Annotated in this window: 18 protein-coding genes; 4 read left to right on the top strand and 14 right to left on the bottom strand. The window is 62.1% G+C overall.

Annotated elements, in window-relative coordinates:
- Nucleotide 1 precedes the first annotated feature (1 nt).
- Nucleotides 2-331, bottom strand: a complete 330-nt coding sequence (locus IHE39_RS22720; RefSeq protein ID WP_192568057.1) for a DMT family transporter — start codon at nt 329-331, stop codon at nt 2-4.
- 88 nt (nt 332-419) lie between these two features.
- Between IHE39_RS22720 and IHE39_RS22715 the strand changes: the two genes are divergently transcribed.
- Nucleotides 420-854 carry an HIT family protein gene (locus IHE39_RS22715; protein ID WP_192568056.1) on the top strand — a complete coding sequence of 145 codons (435 nt, stop codon included), beginning with the start codon at nt 420-422 and terminating at the stop codon, nt 852-854.
- Nucleotides 855-1,254: 400 nt separating this feature from the next.
- Here the strand turns inward: IHE39_RS22715 and IHE39_RS22710 are convergent, their stop codons facing one another.
- On the bottom strand, nt 1,255-1,602 hold the full coding sequence (locus IHE39_RS22710; RefSeq protein ID WP_184767602.1) for an AzlD domain-containing protein: 348 nt from the start codon (nt 1,600-1,602) through the stop codon (nt 1,255-1,257).
- Entirely contained in the window at nt 1,599-2,345 is a 747-nt protein-coding gene (locus IHE39_RS22705) for an AzlC family ABC transporter permease (protein WP_192568055.1), read from the bottom strand. Before IHE39_RS22705 ends, IHE39_RS22710 begins: the two co-directional genes overlap by 4 nt.
- 193 nt (nt 2,346-2,538) lie before the next feature.
- Here IHE39_RS22705 and IHE39_RS22700 point away from each other — a divergent pair, with 193 nt between their 5' ends.
- Nucleotides 2,539-3,789, top strand: coding sequence for a GGDEF domain-containing protein (locus IHE39_RS22700; RefSeq protein WP_192568054.1), 1,251 nt, complete (start codon nt 2,539-2,541; stop codon nt 3,787-3,789).
- A gap of 67 nt (nt 3,790-3,856) precedes the next feature.
- Here IHE39_RS22700 and clpA read toward each other — a convergent pair whose 3' ends face one another.
- From clpA to IHE39_RS22685, 3 genes are all read right to left on the bottom strand, one after another.
- The gene (clpA, locus tag IHE39_RS22695) at nt 3,857-6,328 is read right to left on the bottom strand and encodes an ATP-dependent Clp protease ATP-binding subunit ClpA (protein WP_184767599.1); all 2,472 of its coding nucleotides are present in this window, start codon (nt 6,326-6,328) and stop codon (nt 3,857-3,859) included.
- 8 nt (nt 6,329-6,336) lie between these two features.
- Nucleotides 6,337-6,666, bottom strand: a complete 330-nt coding sequence (gene clpS, locus IHE39_RS22690) for an ATP-dependent Clp protease adapter ClpS (protein WP_184767885.1) — start codon at nt 6,664-6,666, stop codon at nt 6,337-6,339.
- A gap of 273 nt (nt 6,667-6,939) precedes the next feature.
- Nucleotides 6,940-7,269, bottom strand: a complete 330-nt coding sequence (locus tag IHE39_RS22685; RefSeq protein WP_109576093.1) for a phasin family protein — start codon at nt 7,267-7,269, stop codon at nt 6,940-6,942.
- Nucleotides 7,270-7,598: 329 nt separating this feature from the next.
- Here IHE39_RS22685 and IHE39_RS22680 point away from each other — a divergent pair, with 329 nt between their 5' ends.
- Nucleotides 7,599-9,038 (top strand): D-alanyl-D-alanine carboxypeptidase, encoded by a 1,440-nt coding sequence (locus tag IHE39_RS22680; protein WP_210327662.1) that lies wholly within the window; start codon nt 7,599-7,601, stop codon nt 9,036-9,038.
- A 42-nt stretch (nt 9,039-9,080) separates the two neighbouring features.
- Here the strand turns inward: IHE39_RS22680 and IHE39_RS22675 are convergent, their stop codons facing one another.
- The 4 genes from IHE39_RS22675 to IHE39_RS22660 form a co-directional block, all read right to left on the bottom strand.
- Nucleotides 9,081-9,776, bottom strand: a complete 696-nt coding sequence (locus tag IHE39_RS22675) for a DnaJ domain-containing protein (RefSeq protein ID WP_192568052.1) — start codon at nt 9,774-9,776, stop codon at nt 9,081-9,083.
- Nucleotides 9,773-10,504, bottom strand: a complete 732-nt coding sequence (locus IHE39_RS22670) for a vWA domain-containing protein (RefSeq protein WP_184767595.1) — start codon at nt 10,502-10,504, stop codon at nt 9,773-9,775. The genes IHE39_RS22675 and IHE39_RS22670 overlap by 4 nt, the downstream gene beginning before the upstream one ends.
- Before the next feature lie 66 nt (nt 10,505-10,570).
- Nucleotides 10,571-11,008, bottom strand: coding sequence for a DUF1489 family protein (locus IHE39_RS22665; RefSeq protein ID WP_192568051.1), 438 nt, complete (start codon nt 11,006-11,008; stop codon nt 10,571-10,573).
- Between the two features lie 88 nt (nt 11,009-11,096).
- A complete protein-coding gene (locus IHE39_RS22660) occupies nt 11,097-12,500 on the bottom strand; it encodes an L-serine ammonia-lyase (protein WP_184767593.1) in 1,404 nt (467 codons plus the stop codon).
- A 638-nt stretch (nt 12,501-13,138) separates the two neighbouring features.
- Between IHE39_RS22660 and IHE39_RS22655 the strand changes: the two genes are divergently transcribed.
- On the top strand, nt 13,139-13,876 hold the full coding sequence (locus tag IHE39_RS22655) for a DUF599 domain-containing protein (protein ID WP_192568084.1): 738 nt from the start codon (nt 13,139-13,141) through the stop codon (nt 13,874-13,876).
- On the opposite strand, the gene IHE39_RS22650 is transcribed toward IHE39_RS22655, so the two are convergent.
- The 4 genes from IHE39_RS22650 to IHE39_RS22635 all read right to left on the bottom strand — a co-directional run bounded on the left by IHE39_RS22650 (nt 13,825) and on the right by IHE39_RS22635 (nt 17,069).
- Nucleotides 13,825-14,622, bottom strand: coding sequence for a YdcF family protein (locus tag IHE39_RS22650; protein WP_192568050.1), 798 nt, complete (start codon nt 14,620-14,622; stop codon nt 13,825-13,827). The genes IHE39_RS22655 and IHE39_RS22650 overlap by 52 nt on opposite strands.
- Nucleotides 14,623-14,646: 24 nt before the next feature.
- A complete protein-coding gene (locus tag IHE39_RS22645; protein ID WP_192568049.1) occupies nt 14,647-16,212 on the bottom strand; it encodes an amidase in 1,566 nt (521 codons plus the stop codon).
- Nucleotides 16,213-16,281: 69 nt separating this feature from the next.
- Nucleotides 16,282-16,569, bottom strand: a complete 288-nt coding sequence (gene gatC / locus IHE39_RS22640; protein ID WP_055977116.1) for an Asp-tRNA(Asn)/Glu-tRNA(Gln) amidotransferase subunit GatC — start codon at nt 16,567-16,569, stop codon at nt 16,282-16,284.
- 83 nt (nt 16,570-16,652) lie between these two features.
- Nucleotides 16,653-17,069 carry a hypothetical protein gene (locus tag IHE39_RS22635; protein ID WP_192568048.1) on the bottom strand — a complete coding sequence of 139 codons (417 nt, stop codon included), beginning with the start codon at nt 17,067-17,069 and terminating at the stop codon, nt 16,653-16,655.
- Nucleotides 17,070-17,091: the final 22 nt, after the last annotated feature.

Genomic DNA, 17,091 nt, shown 5'->3' with positions numbered 1-17,091 from the left:
TTCAATGGACAATCGATTTCGAGAACAGGTTGATCACCATGACACCAGCCATGATCAGCCCGATTCCGATCAACGCGGGCAGATCGAGCGCCTGACGAAACCAGATCCAGGCAATCGCCGTGATGAAAACGATTCCGGCGCCACACCACATGGCGTAGACGATGCCGACCGGCACCTGGCGCAGCACCAGCGACAGGAAGTAGAACGCGCAGGCATAGCCAGCGAGCGCGATGACCGACGGCCATAGCCGCGTGAAGCCATTGGTTTCCTTCAGCGCGGAGGTCGCGACGACCTCGAAGGCCACCGCCACGATCAGATAGATGTAGTTCAACTTTGCTCCTTACGGCCTTCCGCAGCTTGACGTTCCGCCTGCCAGCGCCGAAACATCCACCACGAAATCGCAGCAAACGGGATAGGCCATGTCGAGCGCCGCTTACGATCCAAACAACATCTTCGCCAAGATCCTGCGCGGCGAGATTCCCGCGCATCGGGTCTACGAAGACGACGCCGTGGTTGCGTTCATGGATGTGATGCCGCAGAGCACCGGGCATACGCTCGTTGTCCCCAAGACGCCGTCGCGCAACCTCCTCGACGCCGCGCCAGCAACATTCGCCAAGCTGTTTTCTGCAGTCCAGAAGGTGGCACGAGCCGCGCAGCAAGCCTTTGATGCCGACGGCATCGTGATTTCGCAGTTCAACGAGGCAGCGGCCGGCCAGACTGTGTTCCATCTCCACGTCCACATCGTCCCACGCTTTGAAGGCGTCGCTCCCAAGGGGCATGCCGCGGTGATGGAGAAGCCTGAGGTGTTGGCGGCCAATGCGGAGAAGATCAGGGCTGCGCTGGCGGGTGCGTAACTGGCGCAGCGCCTTCAGGTCGGCGATAACGTCGACTGGGCAACCCGCCTGCCGAACGCATCGTAGACTGCCATGCCCAGCCGCCAGACCACAAAGGTGATGGCACCCACCGCCAATCGCGCAAAGGCCTCTACAGTGTCCGACTTTCTGCAGCCAGGGCGAGTTGATCCGCCACCTTCCAGGCGACAAACGCCACAACAATGCCTACCCTTTAACGGCCAGCAAGGCGTCAGTTTCTTGCCGGAGTGCTGCCCTTGTTGCCTGTAATTCAGCCACTACGGGTCCCCCAACCCCTTGGGGACTATAGACCTCGGTAATTGTGCTGTCGTGAATATGACATGCAGAATTTCGAGCAGCTTCGTGAACTAGAGCGTGACGTGGCCCGCCTCGCATTCCTGGCTCACTTAATCCACAAGCCGACCAGCAAGATGAATTCGGCCGCGACGATACCCACGAGTATCTTCCGTCCTAAGAGCAGATAGGCAGCAAAGCCGCCGCCGGCGGCGCCGATACGCAAGGCGAGGGCCGTATCGACGAGCGCTCCGCTGGGGAAGACGATCAGATTGCCGATGACGGCGGCGACGAGTGCGGTGGCGAGCGCCCTGACCAGCACGAGCAGGTCGGAATCCTCGCTGAGGCGGTCGCCGAGATAGACACCGAGAAAGCGCCAGGCGTCAGTAGCGAGCCACCCGCCGACGAGGATGAACAGGAACGGCCACCACCAGGCGTCGATTGCGTCGAAGGTCATGCCGGTGCCTTCCGGCGCGACAGGCGATGGCAGGCGAAGGCTGCCCCGCCACCGATCAGTCCGGCGCCGAGCAGGTCGAAGCCGGGTACGACGAGATGGAGAAGCGGTCCGAGGATGAGCCCGAGGACCATCGCGACATGCCCTGCCCGCTCGCGCGCCGAGCCCCACAGCGAGGTCAGGAAATACATCGGCGTGAGCAGGAACAGTGCCGCCGAGACCGCTGGTGGCAGGCTGTCGGCGACGAGATAGACAACCGCCGTGACCAGCATGTTGAACAGGACAAGCGTCGATCCGAGCCCGGCATAATAACTGGTGCGCAGTTCGCGCGGGATGCCGCGCAGCCGCTCCATCGCCAGCACCCAGGAAGTGACGGCGACGAAGTGCGACAGGAAATAGAGCACCCAGCGCGGCGTCTTTGGCCCACGCAATTCGGGCACGAGCGCCACAACCATCGGTGTAAGCCGGATCGACGACAGCGCGACTGCAAAAGCCGCTGCCGGCAGCGAAGCGCCAGACAGGATGGCGCCGATCAGCACCACCTTGGCCGGCAGCGCCCAGACCATGCCGACCATGAAAACGGTCTGCGCCAGCGTTAGCCCCGCCTCCTTGGCGAGCCCGGCAAAGCCGATGAAAGCGCTGGCGAGGATCAGGCCAGGGATCGAGAAGGCGGCCCGCACGCCTCGGAGGTACCAGAGGCGGCGTGTCGACAGGCTCGGCAATGAAGATACGGGATCAGCAGGCATCGAAAACGCGCATAGCATGGCCTTTCGGCCAAGTCAGCGCTTGCGTCCGTCTGGCGCAATCGACTTGCGCCTTGTGCCCCTCGCCCAGACGGCGCCATATCATGCCAACTCCCCGAAGCGACGGCATATTAACGGTTTACGCACTGTAAAGATGTAGGTAGGCCATGGGTGGGAAGCGAGGAACAGCCACGTCATGACAGGTGCATTGCTGCTGGTCTTGCAGGCGCTGATCTACTTCGTGACCATGGCTGCGGTTTTTCATTCACGCCACAGATTCGGCATCGGAATCTTCGTTTGCGTGCTTGGGGTGATGCACTTCCTCGAGACCTACCTCGCCGCCGTATTCTTCGTTCAGCTGCCTTTCGGCCTGATATCGCCCGGCTCGACGGTCATGTTCTCCGGCAAGCTGCTGATGTTTCTCCTGCTCTATATCAAGGAGGACGCCGAAACGGTGCGCCAGCCGATCTATGGGCTGTTGATCGGCAACTGCCTGATGGTGGCACTGGCCCTGATCCTGCGCCTCTATGGCGATGTCGCGGAAATGCCCGGCCACCAGCCTGACCTGACCTTCCTTGACGACATGGGCGTGCTGATGGTCTGGGGAACGGCGCTGCTGTTCCTCGACAGCATCGCGCTGATCCTGATCTACGAGAAGCTCGGCCAGCGTATCGCCAACACCTTGTTCAAGCGCATATTCCTGAGCGCCGCACTGGTTCTTACCTTCGACCAGTTGATGTTCTTTCTTGGCCTTCACCTCGTGTCGGGCGTGCCGATCAGCGCGCTCTATGGCGGCTGGATCGCCAAGATGGCAGCGGCGGCCCTCTACAGCGCGATGCTCGTCATCTATTTGCGCTATGTCGACACCAGGCCGGCACTGGCCGGTCCCGAACCACTGCTCAAGGTCTTCGATCGCCTGACATTTCGCCACCGCTACGAGGACCTGCTGCAAAAGACCGGCAAGGACACGCTGACCGGCACAAGCGACCGCGGACATTTCGAAGCGGTGGCACAGTCGCTGATCGACCGCTCGCTGGCCGACCGCATGCCGGTGAGCCTGCTGATGATCGACATCGACCACTTCAAGAGCATCAACGACCAGTACGGCCATGTCACTGGCGACAAGGTACTGAAGGAAGTCGCACGATCGCTGGACGGCGCGCTGCGCAGCGGCGACCGCCTGTTCCGCTATGGAGGCGAGGAGTTCGTCGCCGTCTGCCAGGACCTGAACGCCGGGGACGCGACGATCCTCGCCGAACGTCTTCGCGCCGCGGTCGCAGCCATGACCCTGGCCGAACCCGGGCTGAGCACCACGGTCAGCATCGGGGTGACGACTGTGAAGAGCGGCCCGGTTTCAGCCGAACAGATGATCAGGGACGCCGACACCTGGCTTTACCGGGCCAAGCGGCTCGGCCGCAACCGCGTCGAAAGCCCGATCGTCGCCTGACGGCACTTCCCGGCAATTGGGCAGCCAAAAAAGAAGCCCCGTTTCCGGGGCTTCTTCATTCTTGCGATCAGCCCTTGCGGGGCAGTTGCGGAACCAGGCTGCGCTTGCCGCCATCCTTGCCCTTCGGGTCGGACTTCGGCTTTGCCGCCACAACCTTCTTGGGCGCCGGCTTCTTGGCGGCCGCCTTCTTGAGTTTCGGGCGATCGGCCGGATCTTCCTTCTTCGGCTTCACCGGCACTTCGTCGGCCAGCGTCTCGAGCTTCAGGCCAGATTCGCCGGTTTCCTTCTTCTCGACGGTGACACGCACCGTGCCGCCCTTCCTGAGCTTGCCGAACAGCACTTCGTCAGCCAGCGGCTTCTTGATGTGCTCCTGGATGACGCGGCCGAGCGGGCGCGCGCCCATGCGTTCGTCGTAACCCTTTTCGGCCAGCCAGGCGATGGCATCCGGCGACAGGTCGAAGGTCACGCCACGCTCGGAAAGCTGCGCTTCCAACTGCATGACGAACTTCTGCACGACCTGATGCACCACCGGCACCGGCAGCGAGCCGAACGGGATGATGGCGTCGAGACGGTTGCGGAACTCCGGCGTGAACAGCCGGTTGATCGCCTCGACATCGTCGCCTTCGCGTTTGGTCGACCCGAACCCGATCGCTGCACGCTGCGCATCCGACGCGCCCGCATTGGTGGTCATGATCAGGATGACATTGCGGAAGTCGATCTGCTTGCCGTTGTGGTCGGTCAGCTTGCCATGGTCCATGACCTGCAACAGGATGTTGAACAGGTCGGGATGGGCCTTTTCCACTTCGTCGAGCAGCAGCACGCAATGCGGATGCTGGTCGACGCCGTCGGTCAAAAGACCACCCTGGTCGAAGCCGACATAACCGGGAGGCGCGCCGATCAGCCGGCTTACGGTATGGCGCTCCATGTATTCCGACATGTCGAAGCGGATCAGTTCGACACCCAGCGACAAAGCGAGCTGCTTTGCCACTTCGGTCTTGCCGACGCCGGTCGGGCCCGAGAACAGGTAGGAGCCGATCGGCTTCTCCGGTTCACGCAGGCCGGCACGTGCCAGCTTGATCGCCGAGGTAAGCGCCGTGATCGCCGTGTCCTGGCCGTAGACGACGCGCTGCAGTTCGACCTCGAGGCCGGCCAGCACCTTCTCGTCGTCGGCGGAGACAGTCTTCGGCGGGATACGCGCCATGGTGGCGATCGTCGCTTCGATCTCCTTGATGCCGATCGTCTTCTTGCGCTTGCCTTCGGGCAACAGCATCTGCGACGCACCCGTCTCGTCGATCACGTCGATCGCCTTGTCGGGCAGCTTGCGGTCGTTGATGTAGCGAGCCGACAGCTCCACCGCGGCCTTGATGGCCTCGTTGGTGAACTTCACCTTGTGGAACTCTTCGTAATAGGGCTTGAGGCCCTTCATGATCTCGATGGCATCGTCGACAGTCGGCTCGTTGACGTCGATCTTCTGGAAACGGCGGACGAGCGCCCGGTCCTTCTCGAAGAACTGGCGGAACTCCTTGTAAGTGGTCGAGCCGATGCAGCGGATCGCACCCGAAGACAGCGCCGGCTTGAGCAGGTTGGAGGCGTCCATTGCCCCACCCGACGTCGCACCAGCGCCGATCACCGTGTGGATTTCGTCGATGAACAGCACCGCGCCCGGATACTCCTCGAGCTCCTTGACGACCTGCTTCAGGCGCTCTTCGAAATCACCGCGATAGCGTGTGCCGGCCAGCAGCGTGCCCATGTCGAGCGCGAAGATGGTGGCATCCTCGAGCACTTCCGGCACGTCGCCTTCGACGATGCGCTTGGCGAGGCCCTCGGCGATAGCCGTCTTGCCGACGCCGGGATCGCCGACATAGAGCGGGTTGTTCTTGGAACGGCGGCACAGCACCTGGATGGTGCGGTTGATCTCGGACTCGCGCCCGATCAGCGGGTCGATCTTGCCGGCGCGGGCCTTGACATTGAGATTGACGCAATAGGCGGTCAGGGCATCCTGCTGCTTCTTGCCCTTGCCAGTCTCTTCGCCCGCCTCGCCGTTCGAACCGTGCTGCTCTTCATCGGCGCCGCGCGGGCTGCGGGTCTCGGCAGCACCAGGACGCTTGGCGATGCCATGCGAGATGTAGTTGACCGCGTCGTAACGGGTCATCTGCTGTTCCTGCAGGAAATAGGCGGCGTGGCTTTCGCGCTCGGCGAAGATCGCAACGAGCACATTGGCACCGGACACTTCCTCGCGGCCGGACGACTGGACGTGAATGACGGCGCGCTGGATGACGCGCTGGAAACCGGCGGTCGGCTTTGAATCTTCGTCGTAGCCGGTGACGAGATTGTCGAGCTCGGTGTCGATATAGGTCAGCACTGTCTGCTTGAGTTCGTCGAGATCGACGTTGCAGGCACGCATGACCGCCGCTGCCTCATTGTCGTCGATGAGGGCGAGCAGCAGATGTTCGAGGGTTGCATATTCGTGGTGACGCTCGTTGGCGAGCGTCAACGCCTGATGCAGCGCTTTTTCGAGGCCCTGGGAGAAAGCCGGCATTCAATACCTCACTTCTTCTCCATCACGCATTGCAGCGGATGCTGGTTCTGTCTGGCGAAATCCATGACCTGGGACACTTTGGTCTCGGCCACTTCGAAGGTGTAGATCCCGCATTCGCCGACGCCATGATTATGGACATGCAACATGATGCGGGTAGCGGCCTCCTTGTCCTTCTGGAAAAAGCGTTCGAGCACGTGCACGACGAACTCCATCGGGGTGTAGTCGTCATTGAGGATGAGCACTCGGTAGAGGCTCGGCCGCTTGGTCTTGGTCTTCGTACGGGTGATGACAGCCGTGCCGCGGCCTGGGCCGTTGCCTCCCTCGTCACCGTTCTGCATCCGCGCCACGACGTCGTTCGTGGCTTCCAAGCCGGTCGTCAATCTGGTTCTGCCCTTCATCAATTCCGACACTTCGTCATGTAGGTGTCATCGGAGGGATTTTAAGCCCTTCTGACGTGCTGACAATATGGTGACGGGGGCGGCATGGCCCGAATTGCCATAAACGTGAAGCACTTGTGCAAAAGAAAAACAAAAAACCCGGCTGCGCGGGCGCAACCGGGTCTTATCTGGCGGATCTTTCGATCCAGCCCCCTGAAATCAGGGATCAGTCGATCACTTCGCCTTGGCGACGAGCGACTCAAACGGCTTGTAGGCGTCCTTGGCGAGTTCGGCATACAGTTCGCCGAGCTTGGTAGCCTCGGCGACAAAACCTTCATATGCCTGCTTGGCATAGTCGGTCTGGATTTCGACGGCCTTTTCGAGCGACTTCACGCCGAGCAGCTTTTCGAAGGTGGCAGCGCCGGTCTCGAAGCTCTTCTTGGTGTAGTCGGTGGTCTCGGTGGCGATCGCCTGCGCGCCCTTGGAGAGCGAAGCGAAGCTCTTCAGGCCGGTGTCGACGAATTCCTTGCCGTATTTGCTGAAATCTTCATAGGTCTGGGTCATCGCTGCATCCTTTCGGGTTCTGAGCGCTGCGCTATGTGATTGTGCGATGCAGCCTAGATATTGTGCAGCGCACAAAATGTCAACTGACCCGACGTCATTCCGCATCGCCGAAAACGACGACCCCATTCGCTAAAGTTAGACTAAAGCCCAAGCAAAAGTGTGAACGAGCCGGTTACCATAAACGGATTGGTAACGCTGTGACCCTACTGTGCATCGATACGGGGCAGGAACCTTTGCCGCCCCTCATGCAACAATAATTCAAGGGTGTAACAGTGCGTCAAGCGTTGCCGGGTAAAGTGCTGAAGTCGGCTATCTCCATCAAATCGTTCATGGTTTTCACCCTCGCCGCAGCCATCGGCCTGGTGTCTATCGCCCCTGTTTCGGCGGCGAAAAAAGACAGCAGATACGCAGCCATCGTCATCGATGCGAACACCGGCGAGACGCTTCACTCGTCGAGCGCCGATTCCCGGCGCTATCCGGCGTCGCTGACCAAGATGATGACGCTTTATCTGACCTTCGAGGCGCTTTCGAAGGGCCGGATCCAGAAAGATTCCAAGGTCGTGTTCTCCAAGAACGCGGCTGCCGAACCGCCGACCAAGATCGGCGTCAAGGCGGGCGGCTCGATCAGCGTCGAATCTGCCATCCTTTCGCTCATCACGCGCTCGGCCAACGACGCCTCGACGGCACTCGGCGAAATGATCGGCGGCTCCGAGGAAAACTTCGCCCGCATGATGACGGCCAAGGCGCGCAGCCTCGGCATGAAAGGCACTGTGTTCCGCAATGCCAACGGCCTGCCCAACACCGCCCAGTTCACCACCGCGCGCGACATGGCCAAGCTCGGCATCGCGCTGCGTGAGCATTTCCCGCAATATTACAGCTACTTCTCGACGCGCAGCTTCGCCTTCGGCCGCCAGCGCATCGCAAATCACAATCGCCTGCTCGGCCGCATCAAGGGCGTCGATGGCATCAAGACCGGCTACACCCGCGCTTCGGGATTCAATCTGGTGTCTTCGGTGCAGGACGGCAATCGCCGCATCGTCGCCGTGGTTCTCGGCGGCACCAGCGGCGCCAGCCGCGACAACCAGATGGCGCAACTGATCAAGACCTACATGCCGCAGGCCTCCAGGCGTGGCGGTGGCGACCTGATCGCCAAGACCGATACCCCGATGCCGGCCGTCGCAGTGGCAAAAGCCCAGTTGCCCAAGCGCAACGCGCCAACCCCCGACATGCGCCCCGAGGCCGATCTGGTCGAGGTCGCCGATGCTTCGCAGGACGAGGCTGTTGAGAGCGTCGAGGAAGTCGTGGCAGCTGCCGTGCCTGCGCCGAAGCCGACCATCACCGCTGCAGCTCAGCCGAAGATCGCCATGGCTGCGACAGAACGGTTTGGCGGCAAGATCCCGTTCCAGATCCGCAAGGCCAAGGATCGTGCCCCGAGCGAACCGGCTGGTGTCGAGCAGGCTTACGCCGAACAGCCCGCCCCTGCCGTCCAGGCTCTCGACCAGATGAAGACCGCGTCGGTTCCATCAGGTTGGGCCATCCAGGTCGCGTCTTCGCCGAGCGACGGTGAGGCGCGTGCCATCCTCGACAAGACCGCCAAGAAGGTTCCGACGGTTCTGGCCGATGCCTCCGCCTACACCATGCCCTTTGAAAAGGGCGGTGTGACCTACTTCCGTGCCCGCTTTGCCGGCTTCGATTCCAAGGACTCTGCCTGGAATGCCTGCAACGCGCTGAAGAAGAAGAAGATCGCCTGCTACGCCATCGCGCAGTAGGCACACCTCAACCTCCTGGAAAGTACCGTGTCGAAGGAGAGTCTAGTGATGATCGGAGAGAAGGACGTCCTTGGCTTCGTTGATCCTCGCCGCGAGGAAAGACGAGCCTCCGAGATCGGGATGCAGGCGCTGAATCAGTCGTCGATGCGCCTTGCGGACATCCGCCGCGGCGGCCCCCGCTTCAAGACCAAGGACCTTGTAGGCCTCCTCCTTAGTCATGGCGCCAGAACCTGGCGCAACACGCTGCCCGTCGTTTCGGTCAGGTTGCGCGTCTTCTCGCCAAACGGGAAAACGGCCGTCAAGATAGGTCTCAAGTAGCTGGCGGCTTTCCGGATCGCCGGAAAGCTCCTGGTAGAGTGCCTTCAGTTCGGTCAGGCCGAGTGAGGCCAGCGACTTGCCTTCCTGGTGGCCAGCCAGGACAAATCCCTGCAGGCCACCAGTGTCGTGATCGAGTTCCATTTCGAGCGCCGCGGTCCGTACGGTCGAACGCCGCCCCGGCGTTCGACGGGCAGACATCCCCTTCCTGCTTGCTGCATACCAGGCCAGCGCCGCCGAGATCAGGCCGCCGCCGACAGCTGCCCGGCCCAGCAGCAACAAGACCACGCCCACCAATGCCAGAACGAACGGGCCCGCCATTTTCAGCGCACGCGCAAGCTGGGTCGCATCGGTGCGCAGGAATGCGGTAAGCGCCAGGCCCGAAAAGATCAGTATCGCGGCTATGACGGCGAAGACTGTCATGGTGCCTTGCCGCCCCTGAGATGCTCGATCATCAAAATGTCCTCCGGCCGGCCCCTCGCCTCCAGCGCCTTGATGCCGCCTGTTGCAAAGATCGCCACCGCCGACAGCAGTTGCGACAAGGTCGTAGCGGCCTTGCGGTCAAAGCGGAACCAGGCGCCCTTCGTGAGCCGCGCGATCTCCTTGAAGGCGCGCTCGGCATCGGCATCATGCCCTTCCTGAAAGACGAAGGCCGGAACCCCCAGCAAACCGAGCTTGCCGGCCTTCTCGGCCAGTTCGTCGATGTTTTCTTCCATCGCATCGCCAATATAGACCAGTGCGTCGACCTTGGCGGTGGCTGTTTCCTTGAGCGCATGCGCCAGCACCTTGCCGATTTGCGTCTGACCGCTGCGACACTGGATCGACGTCATCAACTGCTTGAGCGATCCGGTTTCGGCAACGAACTTCGACGCCCGGCATTCGCCAAGCCCGCGAAAATAGACGAGTTGCACGTTCAGCCTGCCGGTCTTGCCGACGGCATCGAACATCTGGCCCTGCAGCTCGCAGGCGAGGTCCCAGGTTGGCTGCCTGCTCATCGTCGCGTCGAGCGCCAGCACCAGCCGGCCATTGGCCTTGCCGGTGGCCAGCGCGCGTGCCTGGCGAACGAATGCGTCAATCGCGGCAGAGTCCGAACGGCGCTCGGCCGGCGGGCGATTGGCGGACGGAACCGGGGGCTTGCTTTCGTCGCTCATCAGCAAAGAAGATGTGGCGGCACGCGTCAGCTTGCAAGCCCGACGTTGTGAGCCGCGGTCGCTGGATCAGAGCAGGCCGAGTTCGGCAAGCTCAAGACGCAGTTTTGGTGGCATCTCGGCAAATGCCGCATTGCCCTGGCCCAGATCGGCAGGCGCATCTGCAATCTTGAGGTAGCGCCAACCCTGGAAGGCCCGGCGCGGCTGCCAGTCGGTGCGCACGACCGTGGGGTCAAGGATCAGATGGCAACGGCCGATGCCTTCCGAATCGGTGAAAGGCCGGATTTCCAGCAGGCGCTGACGGCACTGCACGTTGCCCTTGATCACCCAGTACAGCGAGCCGCCAGCGGTCAACTCGTCGCCCCGGCTCGGCACCATGCGGGTGGTATGGAATTGTTCCACCGGTTCGCCGGCGCGGCGGCGTTCATCGAGGCGGAAAGCAATCCATTCCTCGAGGTCCTCGACGCTGTCGCAACCGACGCAGAGCTTTAGCATGTTCAGTGACATGGCCTGAAAACTAGCGTCTCAAGCCGGCGCATTCAACGCCGGTTGCGGTTTTGCACAGGCAGGCCGTTGGGCCAGCCTGTCGGACATCTCAGCACTCGACGACGTTGACCGCGAGACCGCCGAGGCTGGTTTCCTTGTATTTCTCGCTCATGTCCATGCCGGTCTGGCGCATGGTCTCGATGGCGGCGTCGAGCGGCACGAAGTGCTTGCCGTCGCCCTTGATGGCGAGCGATGCCGCGGTGACCGCCTTGACCGCGCCAAGCGCATTGCGCTCGATGCACGGCACCTGGACGAGACCGCCGACCGGATCGCAGGTCATGCCGAGATGATGCTCGAGCGCGATCTCTGCCGCATTTTCGACCTGCTCGGGCGTGCCGCCCATGACCGCGCACAGGCCTGCGGCTGCCATCGCCGAAGCCGAACCGACCTCGCCCTGGCAGCCAACTTCGGCACCCGAGATCGATGCGTTGGTCTTGATGATGCCACCGACGGCGGCGGCGGTCAGCAGGAAGTCGCGGATACTGTCCTTGTCGGCCTCGACATGGAAATGCAGCCAGTAGCGCAAGACGGCAGGCAGCGTGCCTGCCGCGCCGTTTGTCGGTGCCGTGACGACACGGCCGCCGGCGGCGTTCTCCTCGTTGACGGCCATGGCGTAGATCGACAGCCAGTCGTTGGCGAGCAGTGGGTTGGGTCTGTTCTGGCTCCACTGCTCCTGCAGCTTGTCATGCAGCTGGCGGGCGCGGCGGCGCACCTTGAGCCCGCCCGGCATGATGCCATCCTGCGACAGGCCACGGTCGATGCAGCGGCTCATCGCCTCCCAGACCGCATCGAGCCCGGCGTCGAGATCGACGCGCTGCATGTGGATTTCTTCGTTGGCGCGCTTCATCTCGGCGATGGAAAGCCCGCTCCTCGATGCCATGGCCAGCATTTCGACCGCATTGGCAAACGGATACGGCACGCGCTTGCCTGTGGCCGGTGCCACGGTCTTAGCCTTCATGCGCTGCAGCTCTTCTTCGGAAACGACGAAACCGCCGCCAATCGAATAGTAGATGCGCTTGAGCAGCAGCCGCTCGCCGGCGTCATAGGCGTAGAATGCCATGCCATTGGCGTGGCCGAGCAGCGGCGTCTTCTTGTCGAGGACAAGATCGATGCCCGGATCGAAGCGGTAGGACGGATGACCTTCCGGCGAAACCTGTTTGTCGCGCGAGATCTGTTCGACAATGCCGTCGGTCTGATCAGGGTCGACGGTGACAGGGGTCAGGCCGTAGAGGCCGAGCATGACGGCGCGGTCGGTGCCATGACCGACCCCAGTATAGGCGAGCGAACCATGCAGGCTCGCACCGACGCGGTCGACCTTGGCGCCTGCCGGGCGCGGCCAGTCGCCGGTAAGAATCTCGTCGAGGAAACGCGCGGCCGCCGTCATCGGCCCCATCGTGTGCGAACTCGACGGACCAATGCCGATTTTGAACAGGTCGAATACCGAAAGAAACAAATCTCACTCCCTGCGACGGCGGCGGCAGATGTCGCGTATATGTATACGATCATTCCGCCCTTTTCACGTCTGCGGCTAGGCGCTATCCGACGTGGTGTGCTCAGCGCGCGACATTTGAGAAAACTACGGATTTTCGCAAGGCCACAACGCAGAAAAGCGCGGCTCGGCCGCGCTTTTCGTATCCAATTCGAACATGTTTGCTTGGTTAGCCGGCAGCGACGACTGCCGCCGTTTGCGCGCCGCTTACCAGCCAGGCGATTAGGAGAAAACCTGCAAAGCCAATCACTGCCTTGGCCGTAAGGCCCCAGCAGGATTTCTGAACGCCGTCATCCATGATGTGTCGCAAAATCCTTGTGGTTCGGTCAGCAGGCGGTGGGTCCGCCATGCGCGTGTCCGAGTTGCCAGCTGGATACGCCTTTGCGCGCGCCTTCGCAATTGCAAAAAATGGCCAAAGCATGGCGAAATCTGCATGGCAGCCATGCATCCATCAATCCATTTTTAATCAAATCAGGCACTTATGCCAAATTAACCGTTCACGCTTCATAAACACCTATGACGCTGCCGTGGCAGGTACATTGCCTCGAAATACATGCGGCGGCCATGTTAGCTTGCTGCCGATGATCAGCGATTCCGTTTCCATGACCGGCCCTTTGAGCAGCCTCGACATCGCGGCACTGGCGTTCTTCCTCGCCGGATGGGTGTTTCACGCCCTTGGTGCGGAGGGCCATATCGTTACGCGCATATCGCTGACCCGGGCAATGAACGCCCAGCGCGCCGCCTGGATGGCAACGATGGCGCGGCGCGAAGTCAGGATCGTCGACACTTCGATCATGACTGGACTGCAGCAAGGCACCGCCTTTTTCGCCTCGAGCTCGCTGATCGCTGTCGGCGGCTGCTTCGCGCTGCTCGGCGCCTCGGACCGGGTACTGGCCATTCTCAGCGATGTGCCGCTGGCGGGTGCGACGGCGCGGCCGCTGTTTGAAATCAAGGTCATCGGCCTGATCGTCATCCTGGCCTACTCGTTCTTCAAGTTCGGCTGGGCCTACCGGCTGTTCAACTACTGCTCGATCCTGATCGGCGCCGTCCCACAAGTTGGCCCCGGCAGTGAACCGAACGCGGCGATCGACGTCGCGGTCATGCGCGCGACGCGGATGAACCAACTGGCGGGCAAGCATTTCAACGCCGGCTTGCGTGGCGTCTTCTTTTCGATCGGCTATCTCGGCTGGTTCGTCGACCCGCGCGTCTTTTTCGTCACGACGGTGGTGCTGCTTGCCGTACTGATCAGGCGCCAGTTCTTTTCCGAAGCGCGCAAGGCGGTGCTGGTTCAGGATTCCGGGCCGGGGAACGGATCGTCGATCCGGCCCGACAGCCAATAAGCCAACAGGCCGATCCATTCGCGCATGGCCATCGTGGTGTTCTGCAGCGAATCGGCGGGATTGTCGGTGAACAGACCGACGCCTTCTTCGCCTGAGGTGCGGTAGTCGACCGGCCAGGCGATCACCTCGAAACCAGCTTTGGCAAACAGCGCCATCGAACGCGGCATGTGGAACGCCGAGGTAACCAGCAGCCAGGTTTCGCCTGCTTTCGGCGTCACCAGCTCCTTGGATAACAGCGCATTTTCGTAGGTGTTGCGCGAGCGGTTTTCGAGGACGAGGCGTCCGCGCGCGACGCCGAGCGCTTCCAGCAAACGAGGTGCGGTATCGGCATCACCCTCGCCTTCGAGCGTCAGTGCTCCACTGCCTCCCGACACGACGATGCGGGCATTGGGATAGCGTCGGGCAAGGATCGCGGTCTCGACGAAGCGGTCGCCGCCGCTGTTGAGCTCGTAGCCGCCCCGCGCCAGGTTGATCGCGCCCTCGAAACCACCACCGAGCACGACAATACCGTCGACCTTGGCCGGCTGCGGCGGCCGCTGGAAGCGCTCTTCCAGTGGGTTGAGCATCAGCGAGCCGAGCGAGGTCCAGGTCGCGAAGGCCAGGATCATCAGTGCGGCGAAGGTCGCCATGCGGAAGAACCGCCGGCGCCTGAAGAAGCTGGCAACGAGCCCGGCCGCAAGCAGGAAGATCGCGAAGTTGAGCGGCTGGGCGAAAAACCAGAAGATCTTGGAGAGATAGAAGAACATACGACCTGGGCAGGCGCTGTGCGCCTACCACCATTTCTCCGGCTGGAAACGGCCCGCTGCCTGCTCAATGACATGCGCGGTCTGGAACAGCGTCTCTTCGTCGAACGGGCGCCCGATCAGCTGCAGGCCAAGCGGCAGGCCGTTGCCGTCGAGACCGGCGGGAACCGCGATACCAGGCAGGCCGGCCATGTTCACCGTCACCGTGAAGATGTCGTTGAGGTACATTTTGACCGGATCTGCGGCCATGTCCTCGTCGGCGACGCCGAAGGCGGCGGACGGTGTTGCCGGCGTCAGGATGACGTCGACGCCGGCGGCGAAGGCCAGCTCGAAGTCGCGCTTGATCAGCGTACGTACCTTCTGCGCCTGCAGGTAATAAGCGTCGTAATAGCCGGCCGACAGCACATAGGTGCCGATCATGATGCGGCGCTTGACCTCGCGGCCGAAGCCGGCGGCGCGGGTGTTCTCGTACATCTCGATGATGTCTTTGCCGGGCACGCGCAAGCCGTAGCGGACGCCATCATAACGGGCGAGGTTCGAGGACGCCTCGGCGGGCGCCACGATGTAATAGGCCGGCAGCGCGTATTTCGTGTGCGGCAGCGAGATGTCGACGATCTCGGCACCGGCGTCCCTGAGCCAGGCAATGCCTTTCTGCCACAGCGCTTCAATGTCCTCGGGCATCCCGTCGACGCGGTATTCCTTGGGAATGCCGATCTTCATGCCCTTGACCGACTTGCCGATCGCCGCCTCGTAATCGGGCACCGGCAGGTCGACCGAGGTCGTGTCCTTGGCGTCGACCGAAGCCATCGACTTGAGCAGGATCGCAGCGTCGCGCACGTCGCGCGCAATCGGACCAGCCTGGTCGAGCGACGAGGCGAAGGCTACCGTGCCCCAGCGCGAGACGCGGCCATAGGTCGGCTTGATGCCAACGGTGCCGGTGAAGGCGGCAGGCTGGCGGATCGAGCCGCCGGTGTCGGTAGCAGTCGCACCGGCGCACAGGAAGGCCGAAACCGCCGCGGCAGATCCACCTGACGAACCGCCTGGCACCAGCTGCATGTTGTCGTAGGTGCGCGCCGTCCTTGCGCCACCGGCGGCAACGAAGCCGCCATCGCCCTGATGGGTTGTCGGCATCACCACCGTCTCGGTGCGCGACCGCCGCCACGGGTTGATCACTGGACCATAATAGGAGGTCTCGTTCGACGAGCCCATGGCGAACTCATCCATGTTGAGCTTGCCGAGCATGACGGCGCCGTCGGCCCACAGATTGGCCGTAACCGTCGATTCGTAACGTGGTTCGAAGCCGTCAAGCACATGGCTGCAGGCCTGGGTATGCACGCCTTCGGTGGCGAACAGATCCTTGATGCCGAGCGGGATACCCTCGAGCGCACCACCCTCGCCTTTGGCCAGCCTGGCGTCGGACGCCTTGGCCATCTCGCGCGCCTTGTCGGGCGTGGTCGCGACATAGGCGTTGAAGGTCGCATTTGCCTGATCGATCGCCGAAACATAGGCGTCGGTCAGCTCCGTAGCGGTGATCTCCTTGCCACGCAGCTTCTCGCGCGCTTCGGCAATCGTCAGTCTGGTCAGGTCGGTCATGGCGAATTCACTTCGAGGTCAGGCAGCCGAAAGCTGCTTTTGATGAGACAATGGACCGGCCGGCAAGGCCTATTCCACCACTTTCGGCACAAGGAAGAAATTCTCGTCGGTCGCCGGCGCGTTGGCCACGATGTCGGCGGCCTTGTTGCCGTCGGTCACGGCGTCGACGCGCTTCTTCATCTCCATCGGCGTGACCGACGTCATCGGCTCGACGCCTGAGACATCGACTTCGTTGAGCTGCTCGACGAAGCCAAGAATGGCGTTCAATTCGCCGGTCATGCGCTGGGCATCATCCTCGCTGACGGCGATGCGGGCGAGATGCGCGACGCGCTTGACGGTCTTGAGATCAACGGACATCGAAATACTCCGGAAAGCCGGTAAATTGGTCAGGTCGGGCTATAACGGCGCGGCGCGCGCGGTGCAACATCGATTGATCGTGCTCATGGCATGGCGACGCCATCGCACAGCACATAGGTGCCGCCATTGTCGGTTTGGCCGCTTTCGGGATCGACCTGGCGCACCGAGACGAGTTCAATCTGCGTCGAGTTCAGCTGAAGGACGGAAAGCGTGTCGGGGAACAGATGTCCGGGTTCCTGGCACAGGGCGGTCACCGCCCATGCCGGCGAACGCATTGCCTTGGTCACGTTGAGAAACTCGCAATTGTATTCGACGCTTTCGATACCGTCCTGCGACAGGAGCAGGCCGCCGGCGTCGATGACCGACTGCAGCGAATCCTTCTTTGCCTGGGCGCAGAGTTCCTCGGACTGAAGATAGACGCCCTTGATGAAGTCCTCGGCCTGGGCCGATGTGCCGAACGCCGCCAGCAAAAACACTGCAAGAATTCGCCAAGTCTTCATGTCAAACCCCATCCTGCGGCTT

The organism is Aminobacter carboxidus, from assembly GCF_014863355.1.
In the GTDB taxonomy this organism is placed as follows: domain Bacteria; phylum Pseudomonadota; class Alphaproteobacteria; order Rhizobiales; family Rhizobiaceae; genus Aminobacter; species Aminobacter carboxidus.
This window is presented reverse-complemented; position numbering and strand designations above follow the sequence as displayed.

Bases quoted from the DNA above. Each gene is read 5' to 3' on its own strand.
- IHE39_RS22715 (WP_192568056.1), top strand. From the start codon at position 420: ATGTCGAGCGCCGCTTACGATCCAAACAACATCTTCGCCAAGATCCTG.
- IHE39_RS22710 (WP_184767602.1), bottom strand. From the start codon at position 1,602: ATGACCTTCGACGCAATCGACGCCTGGTGGTGGCCGTTCCTGTTCATC.
- IHE39_RS22705 (WP_192568055.1), bottom strand. From the start codon at position 2,345: ATGCCTGCTGATCCCGTATCTTCATTGCCGAGCCTGTCGACACGCCGC.
- IHE39_RS22700 (WP_192568054.1), top strand. From the start codon at position 2,539: ATGACAGGTGCATTGCTGCTGGTCTTGCAGGCGCTGATCTACTTCGTG.
- clpA (WP_184767599.1), bottom strand. From the start codon at position 6,328: ATGCCGGCTTTCTCCCAGGGCCTCGAAAAAGCGCTGCATCAGGCGTTG.
- clpS (WP_184767885.1), bottom strand. From the start codon at position 6,666: ATGCAGAACGGTGACGAGGGAGGCAACGGCCCAGGCCGCGGCACGGCT.
- IHE39_RS22685 (WP_109576093.1), bottom strand. From the start codon at position 7,269: ATGACCCAGACCTATGAAGATTTCAGCAAATACGGCAAGGAATTCGTC.
- IHE39_RS22680 (WP_210327662.1), top strand. From the start codon at position 7,599: ATGGTTTTCACCCTCGCCGCAGCCATCGGCCTGGTGTCTATCGCCCCT.
- IHE39_RS22675 (WP_192568052.1), bottom strand. From the start codon at position 9,776: ATGACAGTCTTCGCCGTCATAGCCGCGATACTGATCTTTTCGGGCCTG.
- IHE39_RS22670 (WP_184767595.1), bottom strand. From the start codon at position 10,504: ATGAGCGACGAAAGCAAGCCCCCGGTTCCGTCCGCCAATCGCCCGCCG.
- IHE39_RS22665 (WP_192568051.1), bottom strand. From the start codon at position 11,008: ATGTCACTGAACATGCTAAAGCTCTGCGTCGGTTGCGACAGCGTCGAG.
- IHE39_RS22655 (WP_192568084.1), top strand. From the start codon at position 13,139: ATGACCGGCCCTTTGAGCAGCCTCGACATCGCGGCACTGGCGTTCTTC.
- IHE39_RS22650 (WP_192568050.1), bottom strand. From the start codon at position 14,622: ATGTTCTTCTATCTCTCCAAGATCTTCTGGTTTTTCGCCCAGCCGCTC.
- IHE39_RS22645 (WP_192568049.1), bottom strand. From the start codon at position 16,212: ATGACCGACCTGACCAGACTGACGATTGCCGAAGCGCGCGAGAAGCTG.
- gatC (WP_055977116.1), bottom strand. From the start codon at position 16,569: ATGTCCGTTGATCTCAAGACCGTCAAGCGCGTCGCGCATCTCGCCCGC.
- IHE39_RS22635 (WP_192568048.1), bottom strand. From the start codon at position 17,069: ATGAAGACTTGGCGAATTCTTGCAGTGTTTTTGCTGGCGGCGTTCGGC.